This window comes from Glutamicibacter sp. Je.9.36, assembly GCF_051129975.1.
GTDB lineage: Bacteria > Actinomycetota > Actinomycetes > Actinomycetales > Micrococcaceae > Glutamicibacter.
The window spans coordinates 24,215-47,502 of the sequence record NZ_JBCPSN010000008.1 but is presented as its reverse complement, the minus strand read 5'-3'; the positions used below and the strand labels follow the sequence as shown (position 1 = coordinate 47,502).

The following is a 23,288-nucleotide window of genomic DNA, read 5'->3' as shown; positions in this document are numbered from 1 at the left end:
GCAAATCGCCCGCTAATTCCCTTGGGAGAGGAAATACCGTGAGTAAAGTTCTTTCGACATTGCGCTACTCGGCCGAACACGAGTGGATCGATGCATCGTCCCCAGCAAAGATCGGCATCACCCAGGTTGCCGCCGACGCCCTGGGCGACGTGGTCTACGTTGACCTGCCAGAGGTCGGCGACTCCGTTACCGCAGGCGAGACCTGTGGCGAAGTCGAGTCCACCAAGTCGGTTTCCGACCTGTACTCGCCAGTGACCGGCACCATCGTTGCCATCAACGACGAGGCAGTGGACAACCCAGGCATCCTGAACGAAGACCCATACGGTGCCGGCTGGCTGTTCACCGTTGAGGTCGCCGAAGAGGGTCCGCTGCTTTCGGCAGCTGACTACGCAAGCGCGAACGGTGGAAACGTCGAGTAATGAGCAACCAGACTTTTGAATCCGTTGCCGCTGCAACGTTGACCCAGTCGCTGGCTTCGCTGGATCCGGAGGTCGCGCAGCGTATTGACGCTGAGCTGGCTCGCCAGCAGCGCGGCCTGGAAATGATCGCGTCGGAGAACCACACCGCGCAGGCAATCATGCAGGCGCAGGGGTCGGTACTGACCAACAAGTATGCCGAGGGCTACCCGGGCCGCCGCTACTACGGCGGTTGCGAGGAAGTTGATGTCATCGAGACGCTGGCGATCGAGCGCCTCAAGGACCTGTTCGGCGCGAAGTTCGCCAACGTGCAGCCGCATTCCGGCGCGCAGGCCAACGCGTCGGTGTACCACGCGCTGGTGCGCCCGGGCGATACCGTGCTGGGCCTGAACCTGAACCACGGCGGCCACCTGACCCACGGCATGAAGCTGAACTTCTCGGGCCGCTTGTTCAACATCGTTCCTTACGGTGTGGACGAGGAAACCTATGAAGTGGACATGGACGAGGTGGAGCGCCTTGCCATTGAGAACCAGCCGAAGATGATTGTTGCTGGCTGGTCGGCGTACCCGCGCCAGCTGGACTTCCAGCGCTTCCGCGAGATCGCGGACAAGGTCGGCGCGTACCTGTTCGTGGATATGGCGCACTTCGCTGGCCTGGTGGCAACCGGCCTGCATCCTTCGCCGGTCCCGCACGCTCACGTGGTGACTTCCACGACGCATAAGACCCTTGCTGGTCCTCGTGGCGGCATTATTCTCTCGAATGATGCGGAGATCGCGAAGAAGCTGAACTCGGCGGTGTTCCCTGGCCAGCAGGGTGGTCCGTTGGAGCACGTGATCGCTGGCAAGGCGGTCGCTTTCAAGATTGCTGCGTCGCCGGAGTTCAGGGAGCGCCAGGAGCGGACCTTGGCTGGTGCGCGTATTTTGGCTGAGCGTTTGACCCAGGAAGATGTTGTTGCCAAGGGCATCAGCGTTTTGACTGGTGGCACTGATGTTCACATGGTGCTCGTTGACTTGCGTAATAGCGAGTTGGATGGGCAGCAGGGTGAGGATCTTTTGGCGCAGGTGGAGATCACGGTGAACCGCAATTCGGTGCCGTTTGATCCTCGTCCGCCGATGGTGACTTCGGGGTTGCGTATTGGTACCCCGGCGTTGGCTACCCGTGGTTTCTCGGAGGCTGCGTTCGCTGAGGTTGCTGAGATCATTGCGCAGGCGTTGATTGCTGGTGCTGAGGGTAATACGGCGGTGTTGCCGGAGCTGAAGGATCGTGTTCTGCAGCTTGCCGCGGCCCACCCGCTGTACCCGGAACTGGCTAAGGTTTCCGAGTAGCATCATCTGATTAGGATGTGGGCCCGGAAGGTGGAAATACTCGCTTTTCGGGCCCGCGGTCTTTCAATATCCAGAGGCCCAGGCGCTGCACGGTACGTGCGGTGGCCGCAAGCCTCTGGAACCACACTCCACAGATCCGGGGCAGAAGCTCTCGGATTACCCAAGTTCTAAGGATGTGACCCGCTATGGCGGTTAGCGTATTCGATCTTTTCTCGGTTGGCATCGGACCTTCTTCCAGCCATACCGTGGGACCAATGCGTGCAGCACACGCATTCATTGCCCAAGTAATCCGAGAAGGCCAACTGGACGCACTGGAAAATATCCGTGTTGATGTCTACGGATCCCTGGCCGCTACCGGACGCGGCCACGGCACCTTCACTGCCATCATGCTGGGGCTTGAAGGCTTCGAACCTGAAACCGTGCTGCCATCACAGGTCGATGACCGCCTGGCGGACATGGAAGCCACTGGAATCCTCCACCTGGCCGAACAGCTGGATCAGCGCAAGGACCTGAACTACAAGGTCGAAGACATGATCCAGCATCCGCTAACCGTACTGCCGCGCCACACCAACGGCGTGAAGTTCATTGCCCTCGACGCTGACGGCAACGAAATCGCCAACGAGACCTTCTTCTCCGTAGGCGGCGGCTTCATCGTGCGCGAAGGCGCCGAAGACCGCATCGAGAAGAACCTCGAAGAGAAGCTGAACAAGCAGCCTTATCCCTTCACCACGGCAGCCAAGCTGCTGGAACATGTGAAGGAAACCGGCCTGTCCATTGCCGACATCATGATGGCCAACGAAATGGCCTACCGGTCCCGCGACGAGATCCGCAACGACCTGGTCCACATCTACGAAGTGATGGAAGACTGCAAGGATTCCGCGCTGGAACGCACAGGCGTGCTGCCAGGCGGCCTGAAAGTTCGCCGCCGTGCGCCGGAATGGCATGAACGCCTGCGCAAGGAAGACAAGGACCGGGATCCGGTCTACTGGCAGGAATGGATCAACCTCGTTGCGCTGGCCGTCAATGAGGAGAACGCCTCCGGCGGACGCGTGGTCACCGCTCCAACCAACGGCGCAGCGGGCATCATCCCGGCCGTGCTGTTCTACGCCACCCACTACGCGCCGGGGGCAAAGTACTGGAATGAGGAGGAAAAGCACGACGCTGTCGTACGCTTCCTGCTCACCGCTGGTGCCGTGGGCGTGCTTTACAAGGAACAGGCATCGATCTCCGGCGCCGAGGTCGGCTGCCAGGGCGAAGTCGGTTCGGCATCATCGATGGCTGCTGGCGGCCTGGCCGAAATTCTTGGCGGCACCCCAGCGCAGGTAGAGAACGCAGCGGAAATCGCCATGGAACACAACCTTGGCCTGACCTGCGACCCGATCGGCGGACTGGTCCAGATCCCTTGCATCGAACGCAACGCCATCGCTGCTTCCAAGGCAGTGAACGCGGCGAAGATGGCGCTGATGGGCGACGGCGAACACCACGTCACCTTGGATGAAGTCATTATCACCATGCGCGAAACCGGCAAGGACATGAGCGACAAGTACAAGGAAACTGCGATGGGCGGCCTGGCCGTCAACGTGGTGGAATGCTGATTTCCCAGTAACGCATGACCCAGTTCGGGAGGCCTGCACTGCAGGCCTCCCGAACTTTTTAAATGTGATCTTGGCCCCCAAGTCCGGCAATTCCCAGCCATAGCTGATAGAACTGGAACTAGGCCTGATGCGCGCTAGCGCAAACCAGTTTCGAGGAGGTGAGTGTCGTGGAAGACAGTTCTAGTCGATCTATGCACACGAACTCACCCGGACGCTCGTAGCCGAATCAGCCGAATCTGGCAGCATCCTGCCATGGGATCCCAACGAGTTCGTGACTCTTGTACATGTCACCGGCGCCTGGTCCTGCACGCAAATACTGACTGATTTATCTCCCTGTATTCATGGGGTGATCGAGCGGTGAGAAGTTGCTGGCAGGCTTGTATTCACGCGCCAAATGAACCATTTGGACCAAAATCATGTTTTCTCCAGAAAAGGTAGACTTCTCTACTATTTCGCGAGCCTTGCGCTCCCATCTCAATCACGCAGAATTCCAGCTCGCGGCAGGGCTGCTGGGCGGTCTGCACATCGACGAGACCATTGAGCACCTCGAAGCACTGGATGCCACCGAGGCTGCCCTGGCCTACCGGCTGCTGGACAAGCAGGCCGCCGTACTGGTCTTCCAGGAACTCGACGCCCCGGTGCAAGCCGACCTGGTGCGGGCGCTGCAGTCGCAGACCGTCATCGATGCCTTCGCCCAGCTCCCCGCCGCGGGACGGGTAGCGCTGCTCGATGAACTGCCAGCGATGGTGGCCACGAAACTGCTGTCAGGGCTGCCGAAGGCCAAGCGCCAGGAAACCGGAATCCTGCTGGGCTATCCGGAATCAAGCGCCGGCAGGGCGATGTCCCCGGATTTCATCGCCACCCACCCGCAGCTGTCTGTGGCCGAAACCCTGGAACGCATCAGCGCACGCCTCGGGAACTGCGAGAACGCGCAGCATATCCTGGTGATCGATGATGAACGCCGGCTGCTTGGCACCATCAAGCTCAGCGAGCTGCTCACCGAGCCGGACGGGACAACGATCGGAGAACTGTGCACCCAGAGCCCGGTCGTCCAAGCCTGCGAGCCGGAGACGAGCGCGGCACGGGTGGTGGTGGATCGGAAGGCAGGGATGCTCCCGGTGCTTGATCGGGAAGATCGCCTGCTGGGAGTGCTGACCTTGCCCATGGCGATCGGGATCCTCGAGGATGCCGAAGAGCGCCGCTCCGCGTACGGCTCCGGAACGGATCCGCTCTTCCGCCCTTACCTGGGGACGCCATTGCGCCACCTGGTCAAGGCGCGCGTCATCTGGCTGCTGGTCCTGGCTATCGGCGCCACCTTGACGGTCAAGGTGCTGTCCAGTTTCGAGCAGACACTGGAGTCGATGGTGGTGCTCAGCTTGTTCATCCCCTTGATCGTGGGCATTGGCGGGAACACCGGCAACCAGGCGGCGACCACTGTCACCCGTGCGCTGGCCATGGGGGATGTGCGGGGAAGCGACTTCTGGCGGGTGCTGATTCGCGAGGTGCGAATCGGAGCGGTCCTGGGACTGTGCCTGGGCGCCATAGCGCTGGTGGTGGCCGGGAGCATTTTCGAACTGCGCATCGGATTGGTGATAGGCATCAGCTTGGTGGCGCTGTGCAGCATTGCTGCCGCTGTCGGCGGGGTGATGCCGATCATCGGTAAATTCTTCAAGGTTGATCCTGCGGTATTTTCCAACCCCTTCATTTCAACCTTCGTGGATGCCGCCGGGCTGATCGTCTACCTGTCGGTGGCCGTGCTGATTCTTGGATAGCCTGCAGCTGCACTGGGGTGCGCGGAATAAATTCGCGCACCCCAGCGTCGTAACAGGTATGCCTCATAGCAAGCTCTTTACTGAATTTACCGTCCCGGCCAGAAGCGGAGAAGGCCTGAAGCTTCGCAACCGCGTCGTGCTTCCGCCGATGTGCCAGTATTCCGTGGAAAAACGCGACGGCGTTCCAACGACCTGGCACTTGGCTCATCTGGGTTCCATGGCCCATGGCGGATACTCCTTGGTGATCGCCGAAGCAACTGCGGTGGCAGCTGAAGGCAGGATCTCGGATCGCGATACCGGCCTGTGGAATGACGAGCAGGCCGAAGCCTGGAAACCGATTGCCCAATACATCCGCTCCCATGGGGCAGCCGCCGGCGTGCAGCTGGCGCACGCCGGAGCCAAGGCATCGACCTATGGCTGGCTCAAGGATCTTGAAGACGCTGGAAAATCCGGCAGCATCAGCGCGGACGATGGCGGCTGGGAAACCTTCACTTCCTCGCCCAGCGAGCTCTACGGGCTGAAGCCAGCTACCGCGATGAGCGTCGAACAGATCCAGGCATCGGTGCAGGACTGGGCTGATGCGGCCAAGCGTGCCGACGCGGCCGGATTCGACCTGATCCAGATCCATGCGGCGCACGGCTACCTGGTGCACCAATTCCTGTCGCCGCTGACCAATAAGCGCACCGACGAATACGGCGGCAGTTTCGAGAACCGCACTCGATACCTGCGTGAAGTCATCGAGGCAGTGGCTGCCGTGTGGCCGGAAAACAAGGCCCTGGGCATTCGCTTCTCCGGAGAGGACTGGGTGGACGATGGATGGAGCATTGCTGACACCGTTCGGATCGCCAAGGAACTCTACGGCTACGGTGTGCGCCACTTCGACCTCTCCAGTGCAGGAATTGGCAAGTTCAACGGACCGTCTGGTCCCGGCTACCAAGTGCCGTTGGCTCAGGCAGTGAAGGAAGCGCTGCCCCAGGATGCCTTCGTTACCGCGGTCGGCGTCATCACCGAGCCGATGCAGGCAGAGCAGATCGTCGTGACCGGGCAAGCGGACGGCGTCTGCGTTGGGCGCGCTGCACTGGGCGATCCGCAGTGGGCTAACCGTTCGGCGCAGGAATTGGGTGCACCGATGGCATTCCCCGCCCAATACTGGCGCGGCCGCTGGTAAACGCAAGTTGCCATGCTGATTTCATCCAAACAACGACATAGTTTCTGGTTACCTCTTCCAGCCACTGAATAGTGATGTTAGGTTAGTGCCACGGATCTAGTCGCACCGCGGCCAAGGGTCGCGTGCGGAAGGGAGTCAGCATGGCACTACGCGCGGATTCTAATGGAATCGACGCTTCGCTCTATCGGAGAAACGGCTCGTGGAGCACAGCTCTCGTGGATGCATCGTTGGGAACCACTGCCGCCCAAGAAGCAGCAGACCGGCTTCCGGACGAGGTAGCCAAGCTGCTCAAGAGCCAGCAGGCGCAGCCCAGCGATGTCCAAGCACTGATCGGCGCACTGGAGCCAGCCCAGGGACTGCGAGCACCAGTAGCACGGTTCGTCGCTGTTCATGACGGCGAAATCGTCCTGAACGAAATCATCCCAGGCCTCAAGGTCCAAACTTCATCGGTTGATGTGGGTCCGTTCCCGAATTTCACGGCGCTGGCCCGCGCCCGTGGCGGATCGTTCTCCTACCTCGTAGCTGAAGTCAGCAAGGACGGCGGCGAGGTGCACCTCTACAATACGGCGTCACCTGAACGCCTGGGCAACCGCGGCATCGTCGGGTTGCCCGAGGAAATCCACCATGCACGCAAGGTGCCCGGGGAATACGACCAGCCCAAGGCCCAGGCCGCCGCCGATGAGATGGCTCGTCGAAACGCTGACGAAGTTGCCGAGCTGATCAGTGAAATGTCCAACGAGAACTACGTCCGCCTGATCATTCTTTCGGGCGACATCAAGGCCCGTGAACTAGTACTCGGGGCAGTACCCGTGGCGCTCAAGGACTATGTAGAAGTCATCGACTCGCATACGCGCACTGGGGGTGCGGACACCAAGCAAGTCGATGCCCAAATCACCAAGCTTGTAGAGGAAGTGAAAGCCAAGTCCCTGGCTGAATTGGAATCGAAGATCGCTGCCCAGTCCGGCAACGGCAAAGCGCAGCTAGCTGTCGGACTCGATGAAGTTGTCACTGCGCTCCAATCGGCGCAAGCCGAAATGGTGCTGGTTGGACAGTACCAAAGCGAGCATACCCTTCGCGCCTTGAGCGCCGAACCATGGATTGCCCATCAGGACGGAGATGACCATGCAGAGTTGGTCGTCGGGGAATGGCCGGCGCCAGAAGTGCTCCTGCGGGCCACTGCGCTGACCGATGCCAGCATTCGCTATGTACCGGATTCGGTGATTCCTGGCGGTGCAGGAATCGCAGCCTTGCTGCGCTGGGCCAAATCCTGAACAGTTCATTAGAAGAAACGATCCGCACAGGAAATCCTGCGCGGATCGTTTTTTGCGTTCCAGCTATCTGGTGCCTAGCGATCTGACGGGCCGGCTGCCGGGGGAGCCGGTGGGGAAACATCTGAACCGTGATCGGAGTTCTGCTGCTGTCCAGGCTGGTAGGCCGGAGGAGCCCAGTAGGCCTGGCTAGGGTGAACCGGTGGCTGGTTCATCTGCCAAGGCTGCAGCATCGGACGGCGCTCTGCTGCTGGAATCGGGCCTGCCGTACGCGCAATGCCTTGCCAGTCTGCCAGCTTCACCAGCACGAAGGTCAATAGGGCCATGAAGCACACCGAGAAGACCAGCGAGACCGGGTTGGATTCCGTGGCGTTCAGATCAACTACGCCCATTGCACCGAGCAGGAACAAGAAGGTGTTGTTGATGATGTGCATCGCCATCGCTGCTTCAAGGCCACCGGTGCGCCAGGTCAGATAGCCTGCCGCGATAGCGAACGCCGCCACATCGAGAAGCCCCCAGACATCGTAGAGATGGCCGATGGTGAAGAAGGGAACTGGAAGCAGGATGGCGAACAGTGGATGCTTCAGCCAGCTGCCGATGACCTGCATGAACGCGCCACGGAAAACAAGCTCTTCAGCTGCGCACTGGAAGGGCGTCAAGAGGATCACCAGCAGGGCATAGAACAGCGGATCGGCCGGCAGGCTGCTCGCCGGCACGGGTTCGGACTCGCCAATGCCCAAGGCGCCCAACCCGAAACTCAGCCCGAAATACACTGCGAACAAGATGGCGCTGGCACCCAACACCAGGCCGAACCAGCGCCAGCGCAATTTGCCGGCGACCGATATCAGCAAGCCGACAGGCTTGGGTCCGATGAGCAAGTAGGCGAGGTAGACCGCCGGGATCATGATGATCAGGGAGACCATGGTCATCGAGAAGTCCGTTGCCGTGGCCATGTTCAGGGTTGGATCCATGAGGAACTGATCGGGAGCCTCATCTGGATTCTCCGCAGCCCACGTCAGCGGGTTCATGATCAGTGCAATGAACATCGCCAGTATGGCGATGAGCAATGCCGCGCCGTAGAAGCCAATGCCGATGCCGGTGAACGCCAGCGGCCTCCACCAGCGGTAGTTCTCACTGCGTCTCATTAGGCGATGGAACGAATAGTTCATCTCAACCTCGGCGCCTTGCGGCAAGGGTGGCTGGTTCATTGGCAAGCTCATGGCTCAATTCTCCCGTTCCGCAGTGTTTGAAGGTATGAACCTTACGGAGGATTTATCGGGTCATCCTTTTGAATATCCAGGACCAGCTCTTCGCAACGCGGTCGGCATCCAAGGCAAACTCCAATGGGCTAGCTCTTACACTGGGAAAGAACGATTCGCCTTCTTTGATTTGGAGCAGCACCACGTGGGCCATCATCACCATGACGAACCGATTTTGCAGGATCCCCGGCGCCGGCGGCGTGCCTCGATCATCTTATGGGCGCTGCTTGCGCCTATCGGCGCCCTGGCCCTGGTCATGGTCATCTTGTTGTGGCCGCAAGGCAACTACGACAAGTTTGCCCTGAACGGAGCCATGGACACTACCGGTGGCGCAACGATGGAAGTGGGCACTGTCACGCGCAGCACAGTCCAGGACTGCCCGTCTTCCCAGGGGTTGGAAGAAGTTGGTGGCAAGGTTCTCGAATGCCAAGTCACCTACGTGATGCCCGAATCCGGAGGCGCGGAGATCCAATTGGAAATCCCACCGGAAATGCTGCAATCACGTGATGCGCGCGCGGGCGACAGCATTCGATACCTTGATCTCTCCGCGGTGGACACCACCAGCGGCAGCCCGTACGTATTCGTTGACTTCGTGCGCACTTTGCCCATGGCACTGCTGGCCATCGCCTATGGCGTGGTCGTGGTGCTGGTCGCCGGATGGCGCGGCACGCGGGCGATGATCGGCTTGGTCGGTGGCATCGCCTTCATGATCATCTTCATGGTTCCGGCCTTGCTTGAAGGCGGCAATCCGGTCCTGGTGGGACTCACCGGTTCTACCGCCATCATGTTTGTCGCGTTGTATTTCGCCCATGGTCTGAACGCGAAAACATCCACAGCGCTGCTGGGAACGCTCTTTGGCCTGGCGGTGACCGCGGCGATGGTGCTTTGGTTGACCGATGCGGCCGCTTTGACTGGAGCCAACGATGAATCGGCAATCACCCTATCGACGGTGGCCCCGCAAATTTCCCTGCCCGGCTTGCTGATCTGCGGCGTGCTGGTTGGCGGCATGGGTGTGCTCAATGACGTGACAATTACCCAGTCGGCAACCGTCTGGGAACTGGCAGAGAGCACGCCCAAGGCCTCGGCCAGGGAACTGTTCTTCCGCGGCATGCGCATCGGCCGGGACCATATCGCTTCGACCGTATACACCATCGCCTTCGCCTACGCCGGTGCGGCCCTGCCGGTGCTGGCCATTGCGGCGCTGAGCAACCAGAGTTTCGGGGTCACCCTCGGCTCCGGCGCCATGGCTGAAGAGGTCATCCGAATCCTGATTGGTTCCATCGGATTGGTATTGGCGATCCCGGTAACCACCGCCATTGCAGTGATGGTGGTGAAAGCTACCGGCACCGGTGGTGCCCACGGCAAGCGGGCTTTGCAGAGTGTAACCTCCGACTCCTAGGTGCGAACCATTCTCATATGTAATGTAGAATAGTTCTCAATAGCGATCCGATTTAGATGGAGACCACCATGAAGAACTACCGCTCGCTGCTCGCAGCTGCCGTCGCCCTGCCCGCTGCCGGACTGATCCTTGCCGGATGCGGTAGCGCCACGGGAAGCGAATCGAAGGACGCGGAATCTGCAGAGATCAGCGTAGTGGCCACGACGAACGTCTACGGACAGATCGCCCGTGCCATTGGTGGAGATAGCGTGGAGGTCAGCGAGATCATCACTTCGGCCGCACAGGATCCGCACTCCTATGAGCCAACCGCACGCGACAAGCTTGCGATATCCAGCGCGGACCTGGTCCTTGCCAATGGTGGCGGATATGACCAATTCATGGACTCTCTCGTTTCTTCGCTACCGGAAGGCAAGTCTGGAGAGATCACGCTCATGCACGCTGTGGACTCCTCGCCGGTAGCTGCGGAATCCGAAGAGGCCGGGCATGAGGGCGAAAGCGCTGAGGAGCATGCGCAGCACGCTGATGAGGGCGGCCATGAGGGCGAAAGCGCTGAGGAGCATGCGCAGCACGCTGATGAGGGCGGCCATGAGGGCGAAAGCGCTGAGGAGCATGCGCAGCACGCTGATGAGGGCGGCCATGAGGGCGAAAGCGCCGAGGAGCATGCGCAGCACGCTGAAGAGGGCGGCCATGAGGGCCACGACCACGCGGGCTACAACGAGCACATCTGGTACGACCTGGATTCCATGGGTGAACTCGCTGATGCGCTGGCCGAGTCCTTCGCCAAGGTCGATACCGCCAACGCGGATCGGTACAAGCAGAACGCAGCAGCCTTCAACGAAGGGATCGGGAAACTCGAAGCCCAGCTCCAAACTGCCAAGCTGGATGGCAAGAGCTTCATGATGACCGAGCCGGTTCCATTCCACTTGCTGGAAGCTGCCGGCATGGAGAACACCACCCCTGAAGGGCTGAGCGAAGCCATCGAAGAGGGCGAGGGCATTGCGCCGATGACCATGAAGAAGGCTGAGGACAAGCTCGTTGCTGGCGACGCTGACATGCTTGCCTACAACGTGCAGACCGAAGGCAGCGAAACCAAGGCGCTGAAGAAGAACGCTGAGCGGGGACAGGTACCTGTAGTCGACTTCGCAGAAACCATTCAGGATGATTCCAGCTACCTCGAATGGATGGAATCCAACATTTCCGACTTGGCTTCCGCAATCAACGGCTAAACCTACGTAAACTAAATGCATGGCATTGTTCTCTTCCCAGATAACGCAAGCGACAGGTAAAGCACGCTCCCTCATTGCGGAGCGGTCTGTTCGAGCGGAGATCGCTCACTCGGACCGGGGAATCGAGCAAGCCGACCATGTGCTTTTCTTTGCCGAAGGGCCCGGGCAGTTCTACCAGCTCGGAGTCTGGCTGGGTACCTTCGAGCGCCTGGCTGCCCAGGGGCTCAACGTCGGCGTGGTGCTCATGGACGCACTAAGCGCACGACACGCGCTGGCAGAGTCGAACCTGCCGATATTGTTCTCGCGTTCCATGGAGCAGATCGAGAATAAGCTGCGCGAGTGGAATACCAAATCGATCAACTACGTGAACAACGCCCAGCGGAACTTCACGATGCTGCGCTTCAACGGACCGGCGCATATCCACCTGAACCACGGTGAGAGCGAAAAGGCCTCCATGGTCTCCAACCAGCTCAAAGCCTACGATTTCGCCTGCGTGGCTGGTGCTGCGGCGGTAGAACGCATCACCGAGAACATCTCCCGTTTCGACCCATCGCATCTGGTGCAGATCGGACGCCCGCAGCTCGATGAACTGGAATTGCCCGGCCCTTCGGAGAAGATCCGGGTTCTCTACGCACCGACTTGGGAGGGCGACTCGCAAGCCATGGCGTACTCCTCGGTGGCTACTTTGGGCGAGAGAATTCTGGCCCAGCTGAGCAACGATGAGCGTTTCGAAGTACGTTTCCGTCCTCATCCGAAGACCGGTGATGTGTCCGCAGAGGCAAAGAAGGCCGTGGTAAGCCTGAAAAGCAACTACGCTGCCACCGTGGATGCGCTCAGCGACGCGGCACAGTCCTTGGTGTGGGCGGATGTGGCCATCTGCGACACCTCGGCGATGGCCTATGACGCGGTAGCGCTCAACATCCCGCTGCTGCTGGCGGGAGACCCCCAAAGCAAGCTCCATTCAGGGTTGCCATTGGACCAGCGGCTGGGCAACGCCAACGGACTGGCGCAGCGGGTTGCGGATCTTGCCGCATCCTCGGTTGCCGGGGCGCAAAAACAGCTGGCACAGTACTTCTTTGCCACCACAGAACCCGGGGTGGCTACGAAGAAGCTGAGCCAGCTGCTTTCGAGCCTCTAGCCTTCTGGGCCTAGCGCTGCTTGAAGACCGTATCCTGCCATTCGCGATGGGCAGCGGGATCATGGGAGATCATCACATGTTTGACATTGGTGTACTCATCGAAGGAATACTGGCTCATGTCCTTGCCCATCCCCGAAGCCTTGTAGCCTCCATGCGGCATGTCGGAAACGATCAGGATATGCTCGTTGATCCACACGCAACCGGCCTGGATTTCGGCGCTGGCACGCATCGCACGGTCAACGTTCTTGGTCCATGCGCTCGCCGCCAGGCCATACGGGGTGTCGTTGGCCAATTCGATGGCCTCGTCATCGGTATCGAACGCCAACGCCACCAGGACCGGGCCGAAGACTTCCTGCTGCACGATCTCTGAATCCTGGGCAGCTCCCACCACCAGGGTAGGGCGGTAGAACCAGCCATCGCCCGGAAGCTGCTTGCCTCCGGCCAGCACCGTTGCTCCGGCATCCTTGGCACGCTCAACCATCGAGGAAACCTTCTGCAGGTGGGCCTCGCTGATCATCGAACCCATGTCGGTATCGGGATCGGTCGGATCTCCCACCACCATGGCCTCCATCAGTTCGGCCACCTTGCTGGTGAACTTCTCGAAGACCGAGGAATGCACGTACGCGCGGGTGGCGGCGGTGCAATCCTGTCCGGAATTGATCGTCGAGCCGGCCACCGCACCATGTGCGGCAGCTTCGATATCGGCATCATCGAAGACCACCATCGGCGCCTTGCCGCCGAGTTCAAGATGAACCCGGGTACCGGTCTCGGCCGCCATGGACATGATCTTCAGGCCCACGGCGGTAGAGCCGGTGAACGAAGTCATATTCACCAGCTTGTGGCGCACCAGGGGCGAGCCAACGCTGGGCCCGTCGCCAACGACAATATTGATCACGCCGTCCGGCAACCCGGCATCCTTGGCGGCCCGGGCAAAGAGCACCGAGGTGCCCGGGGTCAGTTCGCTGGGCTTGAGCACAATCGTATTGCCGGCGGCAATCGCTGGCAGGACCTTCCACGCAGCCATCTGCAGCGGGTAGTTCCACGGGCTGATCGAACCGATCACGCCGATAGCTTCACGGCGAACCATCGAGGTGGTGTTGCCCGCATAGTCCCCGGCGGCCAATCCCTGCAAATTGCGTGCAGCGCCAGCAAAGAAATTCACGTTGTCGATGGAACCGGGCACATCGAACTGGGTCGACATGCGGATGCTCTTGCCGGTCTGCGCGGTTTCCAAAGCGGCGATTTCATCGGCATGCTTTTCCAGTTCGCGAGCGAATGCCAGCAGGTGGTCGGCCCGTTCGCCCGGGGTCAGCCGGGACCAGGTCTTGAAGGCGCCGGCGGCCGCCTGCACCGCCTGGTCAACCTGCTCGCCGGTCGCGGTATCCACGTCCAGCAACTTCTTTCCGGTGGCTGGATTCGCGCGTTCCAGCACCGGGCCGTGCCCGCGGACCTGCTGGCCATTGATGAACTGGTGTCCGAGGGAACTATCGTAGTAGGCCATGTGAATTCTCCTAGGGGGATTCAGAGGGTGAAATAGATCTTGCGCAGGGTTTCGGTGACGATCCAACGGGTTCTCATGCCCGCATGGAGCCGGACAACGCTGCCTGGAACTAGCACCAGTTCTTGGGCGCCGAAACCATCGGCTTCCAGAATCTGCACCGTAGCGCACCCGGCAAGCACCACGAAGTACTCGTCCGCTTCAATATCCTGCATGGCACCGCGGGACATCTCCCAGATGCCAATTCCTGCATCCCCGAGGGTGCCCAGTTCGCGGCAGCCTGCGGTTGCGGATGCCTGGCCGGCGACCACCTGCTCGTCGCCGATGGCAACATGCTTGACCTCAAGGGCATCGGCCTGGACGATGCTGGCTTGAAGTATTCTTCCAGGCATCAGGAATCGAACCCCATTCCAATCTTATCCATCAGCTTCAAGAAGGCCGAGCGCTCGCCTCGATTGCGATCTGCCTTGACCAGCTGGCTTGTCATCAGGTTCACGCCCACCCATGCGGCAGGTTCCGGCGGGAATGGGATCGGCTTGGTACGCACCAGTTCCAATTCGGTCAGCTCGGTCTTCTGGCCCGAGAGCAGATCCAGCATGACCCTTGCACCGAAACGGGTAGCGCCGACACCGAGGCCGGTGAAGCCTGCACAGTAGGCGACCTTGCCGCCGTAGGCCAGATCGAAGAAGGAGAAGAAGCGGGAGCAGGTATCAATGGCGCCACCCCACGCATGGGAGAACTTCACCTGTGAGAGGTCCGGGAAGCTGCCGAAGAAATGCGCGGCGAGCTTCTCGAAGGTCTGCTGGTTGGTGTCGTAGCTGGAGCGGACCTTGCCCCCGAAGTGGTAGACCGCGTCGTAGCCGCCGTAGAGAATGCGGAAGTTCCCTTCGGCGTCGATGGTTGGGCGGGCATAGTGGAACCGGTTGTTCAGGTCGGCCAAGCCCACCATGTTCTCCCAGCCGATGGCCGCGCGCTGCTGCGCAGTGAGCGGCTCAGTCATCAGCGCGTAGTCGTATACCGGCACAATTCGGGAGCGGTGGCGCTTGAGCAGAGACGGGAAAACATTGGTTGCCAGGGCCACATGCTTGGCGGTGATCTGCCCGTCGGCGGTCAGCACCTGGACCTGCGTGCCGGCATTGTTCATCTCCACGGCGTGGGTATGCTCGTAGAACTCGACGCCTAATTCGCTGCAGACGCGGGAAAGCTCCCAGACCAGCTTGGCGGGGTGGACCAGCGCGGTTGAATCATGGTCACGGGCGCCGGCCAGGAAGTCTGGCGAATTGATCAGTTGCCTTACCGCGCCGGCATCGAGGTAGTCGACACCCGGTGCCTCAGCTTCCTCGGCCACCCACGCAATCTGATGCTGTTCGGTGGCCACGCTGAGCGCGCCCTCGCGGACGAAGTCCACGTCCATCGCATAGCGGCGCACCGTCGCTTCGAACTCGTCGAGGTTCTTCCTGCCGAGCTCCGCAAGCAGCGCATTTTCCTTGGGCAGATGGTTTTCGCCGTTGGCCTCGCCGTGGACCAGGGAGGCTTCGCAGAAGCCGCCATTGCGCCCGGAAGCGGCCCAGCCCAAGCGCTGGCCCTCGATCAGTACGACCCTTCGGCCCGGGTTCTGTTCCTTGGCTTGGAGCGCGGTCCACAATCCGGTGTAGCCGCCGCCGATAATCAGCAAGTCGGTGGTGAGCGAGCCATGCAGCGCCGGGTGGGGTGCGGGGCGGTGCTCATGATCCAGCCAGTAGCTGGTGCGCTTGGCGCCGGCCAATGCTCGGGAGATCAGGGTGGGCGAGACTTCGGCTTCATGCCTGTCAAAAGTCAGGTCATTGGTGCTGTTCATTGGTTCTTTCCTCGACGGTAGCGGGTTCGGCAGGCGCTATCGAAGCAGGGGAACGACCAGTGGTCCGTGCGGCTTTGCCGTCTGCTGGGCACCGGGGATGCCAGTTGAGTGCCAATCGGCGGCCAAGGCTATCCCTCTTCTCGGAAAGATGAATACAAATTGAATGTGATTCATTACTCATCTAAGCCTGCGCCGCTCGGGGTTGTCAAGGTCCCGATGCCAAGCCGAAACCCGGCCTTCGAAACAGCAAAGCACTGCTTCGAAGACCGGGCCTGGTCATGCGGGAAACGCGACCGGTTTACCGCTAGTGAATTGATGCGCCCGTCCCGGGAAATGGCGGCTGAGCCAAGCCGCGCCGAACATCAGGAGGAATTCGGCGGCCGCAACTGCCAGCATCACCGGTGCATGCTGGGCGCCGTGCGCAGCGTGGGACGCGTGATGGCCGCCAAACCACGGCATGCCGATCACCATCGCCACATGGGAGGTGCCCATGAGCGCGCTCATCACCAGCAGGCGCAGGGGAGAACCGCCGCGCAGCACGCACCAGGAGCATTTGATGCACCACAAGGTCATGGCAAGCAATGCCAGGTTCCACCACAGGGAGTGCGGCATCAGTGCCAGAACCAGCAGGTGGGTTGCGGCCAGGCCCAGCGAAGCGGCTCCCAGGGCAATGTGTCCGGCCGGCACCCTGCCCGCGTGGCTAGTCGCCGCTGCCACAGCAACCGTCTGATTCCTTGGGGGCGCAGCAGCCGTGCTGGACCGGGGCTGGAACATCAAGGACAGGGGAGCGGTCGAAGAAGCCCTCGGGGCGGATGGTGAAGCCAACGGTGTCCACAGGCATCATCGGCCAGTCCTCGGTCCGCGGGAAGTGGGTCAACGCGAAGGTGTGCCACAGGCTGATCTGCTCGCCGTCGATGTTCTTGTCGTCCTCGATCCACGAGCCAATGCCGTCAACGCCCGGGTTCTGGTTCACGAAGTCACCGGTTGGATAGCGGTGGCCGTCCTCCCGCTTGGTCACCCACAGGGCCTTGGAGGCGAATTCTGCGCGACGATGGATGGAGGATCCTTCGGCGGCCAGCAGGGTCGGCAGTCCCTGGGACATCAGCTTGTAGCCCACCGGCTTGCCGAGGTAGTTCTTCGAATCCGGGTTGGTCACCACCCAAGTGCGGCCGGCGGTCGGATTGCTATCGCGTACCGCCTGCTTCTCGGTAGCCAGCACCGTGTGGCTGCGGGTGAAGGCGTTGCCCCGGGGGTTCTCCTTGCTGATGGGCAGGCGCACGGCTTCTTCTTCGATGACGCGGCTGGGTCCGCCGTCCAGGGCGAAGTCCAGCCGGGCGCCGAAGATGTGCTGGTGGAAGGGCGCGCCCAGGCCAGGCGCCATTTCCGAGGAGTAGCGCTCGTCGAGCATGGCCGAGGTGAACACGATGCCGGTGGCCTTGGCCTCGAATTCGATGGTGCCATCGAGGTACAGGTACCAGTAGAAGCCGTAGTCGTAGTTGCCCACGGTAGTGAAGAAGCTGATCACCAGGCGGCGGTTGCGGCGCGTGTACTTCACGCCTGACCAGTCATCGGCGTGCTTGGAGAGGATCGAGGCGTCTTCCTCATGCATGCAGATGCCGTTGGTGATCTTCTGCGCATTGCCATCGGCGTCGGTGACCACAGGGGAGATGTAGTGGATTTCGCCCAGGCAGTCGCAGCCCAGCTCCAGCGAGTTGGCCAGGCGCCCGATCAGGTACTCGCCGGTGTCGAAGTAGTTCTGCCAGCTGCGCACCGGGGAAGGGTCCCCGTAGGGGACTACCATTTCCGCAATGGACGCACGATCCAGGATGCGGCGTTCGGTGCCCCGATCGTTGAAGGCGATGTTGTAGAGCACCAGCCCTTCGCGCATGTCGAAACCGATATCCAGCGACCATTTCTCCCACTCGACGTGGTTGCCTGCGCTGACCGTGAAGCTGGCGCCCTCAGGCTGGGTGATCTCGATAGGCTTCTGGGTGGTGCGCACCGGGCCAGTGAGTTCCGGATCCGTGTAGTTGCCGTGGGTTTCGGGCACTGGGATGACTTCCAGGTCCAGCAGCTGGTCGATCTTTCCGGCGATGGTGTCAATGTAAACCACCAGTCCATCAACGGGATGGGCCCAGGCGGAGTCTTCGGCGAAATCCTGGCGGAAGGCCAGGCCGCGCAGGATCCGGCGCCCGGCTTCTTGCGGGTACTCGTCCTCGTAGACTCCTGCGGAGAGCGGGGCAACGCGCACCTGTTCTGGCGTCAGGTTGCGCTTGGCCAGAGCGGCCGTCCACTGCGGATCGGCAACCAGGATGGCCTCCACCATTTCGAATTCCTCCAGCAGCACGGGCATCTGCCCCACCTTGGCCGGATCCAGGTCGATGCGGGAGTGCACAGCCTGCGCGCCCAAGTCCAGGACGACGTCCTTGGGTGAGTTGGCCAGCTTGTCCATGAGCATGACGCGGACAAAACGTCCGGGGCGGTCAGAGCGTGGATCTTCCAGGCCCATGTAGGCGATGCGGGTGTTCTCGGTAAAAAGCTGGTGGCTGACCAGCAATTCCTTGGCGGTGGCAATCTCTGCTTCGCTGAGCAGGGTGAAATCCGTGGTGGTGGTGATTGGCATGGGATTGGCTCCTTCGGCACTGAAGTGTGATCTGCGGCATTTATTATTCTCTAGTTGTAGAGAATACGGGCGGGGTCAATGTGACGCAAGCCCTTGCTTGAAATAAATTGTTATTCGCTAATCTTGAACCATGCCGAAAATCGTGGACCATGATCAGCGTCGCCGGGAGATTGTCGAAGTCACTTGGCGATTCATTGCCCGCGAAGGCATCGAGAAGCTGAATCTGCGTGACTTGGCGGCCGCAGCCGGCTATTCGAATGGCGCCTTCAAGCCCTACTTCCCGACGCGCGATTCGCTGCTGGTTGCCACGTTTCGCTACGTGGCCGAGGCTACTGACCGGCGCATCGCCCGCATGTGCCAGGGGCAAGCCGGGCTGGGTGCGCTGGAGGCGTTCTCGCGCGAAGTGCTCCCGCTTGATGAGCTGCGGCGCAATGAAGCCCGCATTGCTGTGCACTTCTGGCATCTGGCCCTCGGGGACCGTGCGCTGGCTGCGGTCAATGCGCAAACCATGGACCGGTGGCGCGAGCTCATCGACCAGTGGCTTGGGCAGTTGCTGGGTCCGGAGCATCCCGCGGCGCGTGTTGCCCGCGACTCGATGATCAATTTCCTGATGGGTGCTCAGGCCAGTAGCGTGCTCGATGAGGCTGTCAACACCGCCGAGTCGCTCGAAGCGCAGCTGCAATACCGCCTGGATGCGTTGCGCCGCCTGCACCCCCAGACCTAGGCGGATATTCTCCGTGCGAAGAAAATAGTGACTTTTCGCTTCGCTCGGCGTACTCTCATTCGTGATGCCTGACACAGTTGATGGGCTTCAATGGGGAGGCAAGCATGTACCAACTTCAGCACGTCGATTCGTTCACCGCGTGGTCGCGGCTCATTTCCGACGCCTTCGTCAGGCTGCAAAGCGAGCAGATTTCCAGCGGCCACTTCACCGCCACGCTGGGTGCCAATATGCTCGGCGATATCGGTTTGATGCGCATACATGCCAAACCCCACGCAGTGCAACGCACCGAGAACCTGACCTCCAGCGGTGACGGGGATTTCTACAAGGTCTCCTACCAGCTCGATGGCTACGGGCTGCTGATCCAAGACGGCCGCGAGACCCTGCTGGCCCCAGGGGACCTGGCGATCTATGACACGCAGCGCCCCTACACCCTGGCCTTTGAAAAGCCGGCGTCGGTGCTCGTCGCATTGGTTCCCCATGGTCTGTTCCGCCTGTCCCAGCAACAGGTCGGCCAGCTCACCGCCGTCGCCCTGAGGCAAACCCACCCGCTGTCGGGAACCGTCGCCCCGCTGCTGCGCCATCTTGGCGCCAATCTGTCCCAATGGGATGAATTCGGCGGCTACCAGCTGGCGCGCAATACCGTGGACCTGCTGGCAACTGCCCTGGGCGGGGCGCTTGGCGCCGAGTGCCATGGCGATGCCAAGGAGCGGCAGCGCGAATTGGCCACCAGCTACATCGGCTCGCACCTGGATGATCCCGACCTGGGACCTGCACGCATCGCTGCCGCCCACTTCATGTCCGTGCGCAGCCTGCACGCGCTTTTCGAGAACCAGCCGCTCAGTGTGGCCGCACTGATCCGCCATCTGCGGATGCGCGAGGCCGCGCGCCTGCTGCGCGACCCGCTGCTGGCCGAACTGCCCGTCCAAGCCATCGGGTCCCGGGTCGGGATTGCCGATGCGGCCGGATTCAGCCGCATGTTCTCCAAGGAATTCGGTTCCACCCCGGGCAAATACCGCTGCGCCGGCTGAGGCGCAGGACACTCTTGTGCACGCGGAGCCAATGGTCCTGCACTCAATGCCAAGGACAAGCCCGAGCACTTGGGCGATGCTGATATCCAAGCACTCGGCAAATGGGGGATCGAATGGGACTCGAACAACGCACACTCACGGTGCCGGCTCTGGTCGTGATGATCATTGCCGCCAGCGCACCGCTAACCGCCGTGGCTGGCGGCGTGACTACCAACTACGCGGTGACCGGCATGGAATCCGTGCCGCTGTCCTTCCTCATGGTCGGTGCCATCCTGCTGGTTTTCAGCATCGGCTACACCGCGATGAGCCGCTACATCCCGAATGCCGGCGCCTTCTACGCCTACATTGCCCAGGGGCTGGGACGGGCATTGGGCGTGGGAGCGGCAATGGTCGCCCTGGTCAGCTACAACCTCATGCAGATCGGCATCTACGGCATGTTCGGATTCGCCGCGGCATCCTTTGCCAATGCGTCCTTCGGCACCGCCATCCCATGGTGGGTCATGGCCCTGGCCGCGTGGGCAGTTGTCGGCTTCCTGGGCATGAACCGGGTCGACTTCTCCGTCAAGATCCTGGGCATCGTCGTGGCCGCAGAATTCCTCGTGGTCATTATCTACAACATCATGGCCTTCGCACTGGCTCCCGAAGCGCCGCAGCCGGCCGCATCCTTCAACATGGCTGACGCCATCGCACCGGGCATGGGCGCCGTCATGGCCTTCACCATCGCCGCTTTCATGGGCTTCGAATCCGGAACCATCTACAACGAAGAGGTCAAGGATCCAGCACGCACCGCCCGGCGTGCCACGATGATCGCGGTCGTGATCATCGCCTGCTTCTACGCGTTTTCGGCCTTCGCCGTAGCTGTCGGCGAAGGCGCCTCGAACGTCATCGGCGCTTCGGCAGAATTCGGCCCCGACCTGATTTTCGCGTTCTTCGGCGCCAACGCGCCAGCCTGGTTCGTCGATCTGGCCAACATCCTGTTCATCACCAGCCTGTTCGCCGCGCTGCTGGCCTTCCACAACGTCATTGCCCGCTACTTCTACTCCATGGGCCGCGGCGGGGCGCTGCCGAAGTTCCTTGCCGCGACTTCGCGCACCACCCACGCCCCCGTTGCAGGCTCGCTGGCGCAGTCCACCCTCGGACTGGCGGTTATCGCCGTCTTCGCGGTGACCTCGCAGGGCAAGGATCCGATGTATGTCGTGTTCACGATGTTCACCTGGATGACCAACTCGGCGGCCTACGGGCTGGTGCTGCTCATGGCACTGACCTCCTTTGCCGTCATCGGATACTTCAAGGCGAACCGCAGCGGAGAATCCCTGATGACCCGGGTGATCGCTCCGCTGGTCTCGGGCATCGCCCTGGTCTATGTCTTCGCCCAAATCGTCATCAACTTCGAAATCTTGCTTGGCATGGCAGAACCGGGAATGCTCGGTTATGTGCTGCAAGGCATCGTGATCCTGCCTGGCCTCATCGCATGGGTGCTGGCACTGGTCATCCGCTCGTCCAAACGGCGTGCACCGATGGCCGAAAAACTTCCCGTCACCTAACAACTCAGTACCAAGGAGCTCAAAGATGGCTTACGCAAACGCCCAAGAACTGCTGGATGCGATCCAGCCAGCAACCGGTGGCACCGAAATCCTGGACCCGGCAACCGGTGAACTGGTTGGCCGTGTTGCCGAGCAGACTGCCGCCGATCTCGACGCGGCCGTTGCCGCCGCAAAGTCCGCCCAGCCGGCCTGGGATGCCTTGGGCCACGAAGAGCGCAACCGCGTGCTCAATGCGGCCGCGGACAATATCGAAGCCAACGCGGAAGCGCTCGCCGAGCTGCTCTCCCGTGAGCAGGGCAAGCCGCTGAACGGGCCGAATGCGCGCTTCGAGGTCGGGGGAGCAGCCGCCTGGCTGCGCGCCGCCACCGCTTATGAAATCGAGCCGGAAGTGGTCGTGGACGACGGCGAAACCTATGCCGCCAAGCACTTCCGCGCACTGGGCGTAGTGGGCGCCATCGGCCCGTGGAACTGGCCGATGATGATCTCCATCTGGCAGCTGGCCCCGAGCTTGCGCATGGGCAACACGGTGGTGATGAAGCCCAGCGAATACACCCCGCTCTCGGTCCTGGCCCTGGTCCACGTGCTCAACGAAGTGCTGCCAGCAGACGTGCTGAAGATCGTGGCTGGCGGACGCGAGGTCGGCGAGAGGCTCTCGGGCCATCCGGATATCGCCAAGATCATGTTCACCGGCTCCACCCGCACCGGCAAGGCCATCATCCGCTCCTCGGCCGATACCGTGAAGCGCCTGACCATGGAACTGGGCGGCAACGACGCCGGCATCGTGCTCGAAGACGCCGATCCGCAGGCCATCGCCGAAGACCTGTTCTGGGGTGCCTTCATCAACACCGGCCAGACCTGTGCCGCGCTCAAGCGCCTGTACGTGCCCGAATCGATCTACGACGCGGTGTGCGATGCACTGGCCGGCGTCGCCGCGCAGATGCCCATGGGTGTCGGCCTCGACGAGAACAACGTGCTCGGCCCGCTGCAGAATAAGGCTCAGTACGACATCGTCGCTTCCCTGGTCAAGGATGCCGTGGATTCCGGTGCCAAGGTGCTGCTCGGTGCCAACCCCGATGAAAACGCGGCCGGCTACTTCTACCCGACCACGCTCATTGCCGACATCGACCCGGGCAACCCGCTGGTGGTCGAGGAGCAATTCGGCCCGGCCCTGCCGATCATCAAGGTCAAGGACACGGCCGAAGCGGTCAAGCACGCCAATGCCCTGGAAGTCGGGCTCGGAGCCTCGGTATGGAGCAGCAACCGCGAGAAGGCACTAGAAGTCGCGGCGCAGATCCAGGCAGGCACCGTGTGGATCAACTCGCACGGCACCATCGACCCGCGCATTCCATTTGGCGGCGCCAAGCAGTCCGGCTACGGCCTGGAATTCGGCATTGACGGCTTGAAGTCCCTGGCCCAGCCGCAGATCATCAAGGGCTGACGGAGACTGCGTTCTTCCAGCATTCCCCGG

19 protein-coding genes are annotated in these 23,288 nt (G+C 61.4%); 13 read left to right on the top strand and 6 right to left on the bottom strand.

What is annotated here, in order from left to right:
- Nucleotides 1-38 precede the first annotated feature (38 nt).
- From gcvH to AAZQ98_RS16390, 6 genes are all read left to right on the top strand, one after another.
- Nucleotides 39-419: a glycine cleavage system protein GcvH gene (gcvH, locus tag AAZQ98_RS16415; protein WP_434693780.1), complete on the top strand. Its 381-nt coding sequence runs from the start codon at nucleotides 39-41 to the stop codon at nucleotides 417-419.
- Entirely contained in the window at nucleotides 419-1,741 is a 1,323-nt protein-coding gene (gene glyA / locus AAZQ98_RS16410) for a serine hydroxymethyltransferase (protein WP_434693777.1), read from the top strand. Before gcvH ends, glyA begins: the two co-directional genes overlap by 1 nt.
- A gap of 185 nt (nucleotides 1,742-1,926) precedes the next feature.
- Entirely contained in the window at nucleotides 1,927-3,336 is a 1,410-nt protein-coding gene (locus AAZQ98_RS16405; RefSeq protein ID WP_434693774.1) for an L-serine ammonia-lyase, read from the top strand.
- 416 nt (nucleotides 3,337-3,752) lie between these two features.
- Nucleotides 3,753-5,108: a magnesium transporter gene (mgtE, locus tag AAZQ98_RS16400; protein ID WP_434693771.1), complete on the top strand. Its 1,356-nt coding sequence runs from the start codon at nucleotides 3,753-3,755 to the stop codon at nucleotides 5,106-5,108.
- 58 nt (nucleotides 5,109-5,166) lie between these two features.
- Complete coding sequence (locus AAZQ98_RS16395) at nucleotides 5,167-6,276, top strand: NADH:flavin oxidoreductase/NADH oxidase (protein ID WP_332485866.1); 1,110 nt, start codon at nucleotides 5,167-5,169, stop codon at nucleotides 6,274-6,276.
- Nucleotides 6,277-6,416: 140 nt separating this feature from the next.
- Nucleotides 6,417-7,547 (top strand): hypothetical protein, encoded by a 1,131-nt coding sequence (locus tag AAZQ98_RS16390; RefSeq protein ID WP_434693769.1) that lies wholly within the window; start codon nucleotides 6,417-6,419, stop codon nucleotides 7,545-7,547.
- Between the two features lie 74 nt (nucleotides 7,548-7,621).
- Here AAZQ98_RS16390 and AAZQ98_RS16385 read toward each other — a convergent pair whose 3' ends face one another.
- The gene (locus AAZQ98_RS16385) at nucleotides 7,622-8,689 is read right to left on the bottom strand and encodes a lysostaphin resistance A-like protein (RefSeq protein ID WP_434693766.1); all 1,068 of its coding nucleotides are present in this window, start codon (nucleotides 8,687-8,689) and stop codon (nucleotides 7,622-7,624) included.
- Nucleotides 8,690-8,948: 259 nt separating this feature from the next.
- On the opposite strand from AAZQ98_RS16385, the gene AAZQ98_RS16380 reads away from it, so the two are divergent.
- The 3 genes from AAZQ98_RS16380 (at nucleotide 8,949) to AAZQ98_RS16370 (ending at nucleotide 12,566) form a co-directional block, all read left to right on the top strand.
- The gene (locus tag AAZQ98_RS16380; RefSeq protein WP_105657068.1) at nucleotides 8,949-10,202 is read left to right on the top strand and encodes a YibE/F family protein; all 1,254 of its coding nucleotides are present in this window, start codon (nucleotides 8,949-8,951) and stop codon (nucleotides 10,200-10,202) included.
- A gap of 68 nt (nucleotides 10,203-10,270) precedes the next feature.
- Nucleotides 10,271-11,428 (top strand): metal ABC transporter solute-binding protein, Zn/Mn family, encoded by a 1,158-nt coding sequence (locus tag AAZQ98_RS16375; protein ID WP_434693763.1) that lies wholly within the window; start codon nucleotides 10,271-10,273, stop codon nucleotides 11,426-11,428.
- Nucleotides 11,429-11,447: 19 nt separating this feature from the next.
- Entirely contained in the window at nucleotides 11,448-12,566 is a 1,119-nt protein-coding gene (locus AAZQ98_RS16370) for a CDP-glycerol glycerophosphotransferase family protein (protein ID WP_402695788.1), read from the top strand.
- Nucleotides 12,567-12,576: 10 nt separating this feature from the next.
- Here AAZQ98_RS16370 and AAZQ98_RS16365 read toward each other — a convergent pair whose 3' ends face one another.
- From AAZQ98_RS16365 to AAZQ98_RS16345, 5 genes are all read right to left on the bottom strand, one after another.
- Nucleotides 12,577-14,067, bottom strand: a complete 1,491-nt coding sequence (locus AAZQ98_RS16365) for a gamma-aminobutyraldehyde dehydrogenase (protein ID WP_434693760.1) — start codon at nucleotides 14,065-14,067, stop codon at nucleotides 12,577-12,579.
- A 20-nt stretch (nucleotides 14,068-14,087) separates the two neighbouring features.
- A complete protein-coding gene (locus AAZQ98_RS16360) occupies nucleotides 14,088-14,456 on the bottom strand; it encodes a cupin domain-containing protein (RefSeq protein WP_388025201.1) in 369 nt (122 codons plus the stop codon).
- The gene (locus AAZQ98_RS16355; protein ID WP_434693757.1) at nucleotides 14,456-15,901 is read right to left on the bottom strand and encodes an NAD(P)/FAD-dependent oxidoreductase; all 1,446 of its coding nucleotides are present in this window, start codon (nucleotides 15,899-15,901) and stop codon (nucleotides 14,456-14,458) included. Before AAZQ98_RS16355 ends, AAZQ98_RS16360 begins: the two co-directional genes overlap by 1 nt.
- 276 nt (nucleotides 15,902-16,177) lie before the next feature.
- Nucleotides 16,178-16,618: a hypothetical protein gene (locus tag AAZQ98_RS16350; protein ID WP_434693755.1), complete on the bottom strand. Its 441-nt coding sequence runs from the start codon at nucleotides 16,616-16,618 to the stop codon at nucleotides 16,178-16,180.
- A complete protein-coding gene (locus tag AAZQ98_RS16345; protein WP_434693754.1) occupies nucleotides 16,602-18,524 on the bottom strand; it encodes a primary-amine oxidase in 1,923 nt (640 codons plus the stop codon). The genes AAZQ98_RS16350 and AAZQ98_RS16345 overlap by 17 nt, the downstream gene beginning before the upstream one ends.
- A 130-nt stretch (nucleotides 18,525-18,654) precedes the next feature.
- On the opposite strand from AAZQ98_RS16345, the gene AAZQ98_RS16340 reads away from it, so the two are divergent.
- The 4 genes from AAZQ98_RS16340 (at nucleotide 18,655) to AAZQ98_RS16325 (ending at nucleotide 23,258) form a co-directional block, all read left to right on the top strand.
- On the top strand, nucleotides 18,655-19,248 hold the full coding sequence (locus tag AAZQ98_RS16340; RefSeq protein ID WP_434693751.1) for a TetR/AcrR family transcriptional regulator: 594 nt from the start codon (nucleotides 18,655-18,657) through the stop codon (nucleotides 19,246-19,248).
- 104 nt (nucleotides 19,249-19,352) lie between these two features.
- Nucleotides 19,353-20,276 carry a helix-turn-helix domain-containing protein gene (locus tag AAZQ98_RS16335; RefSeq protein ID WP_434693749.1) on the top strand — a complete coding sequence of 308 codons (924 nt, stop codon included), beginning with the start codon at nucleotides 19,353-19,355 and terminating at the stop codon, nucleotides 20,274-20,276.
- Between the two features lie 113 nt (nucleotides 20,277-20,389).
- Nucleotides 20,390-21,820, top strand: coding sequence for an APC family permease (locus tag AAZQ98_RS16330; protein ID WP_434693746.1), 1,431 nt, complete (start codon nucleotides 20,390-20,392; stop codon nucleotides 21,818-21,820).
- Between the two features lie 25 nt (nucleotides 21,821-21,845).
- Nucleotides 21,846-23,258, top strand: a complete 1,413-nt coding sequence (locus AAZQ98_RS16325) for an aldehyde dehydrogenase family protein (RefSeq protein ID WP_434693743.1) — start codon at nucleotides 21,846-21,848, stop codon at nucleotides 23,256-23,258.
- Nucleotides 23,259-23,288 lie beyond the last annotated feature (30 nt).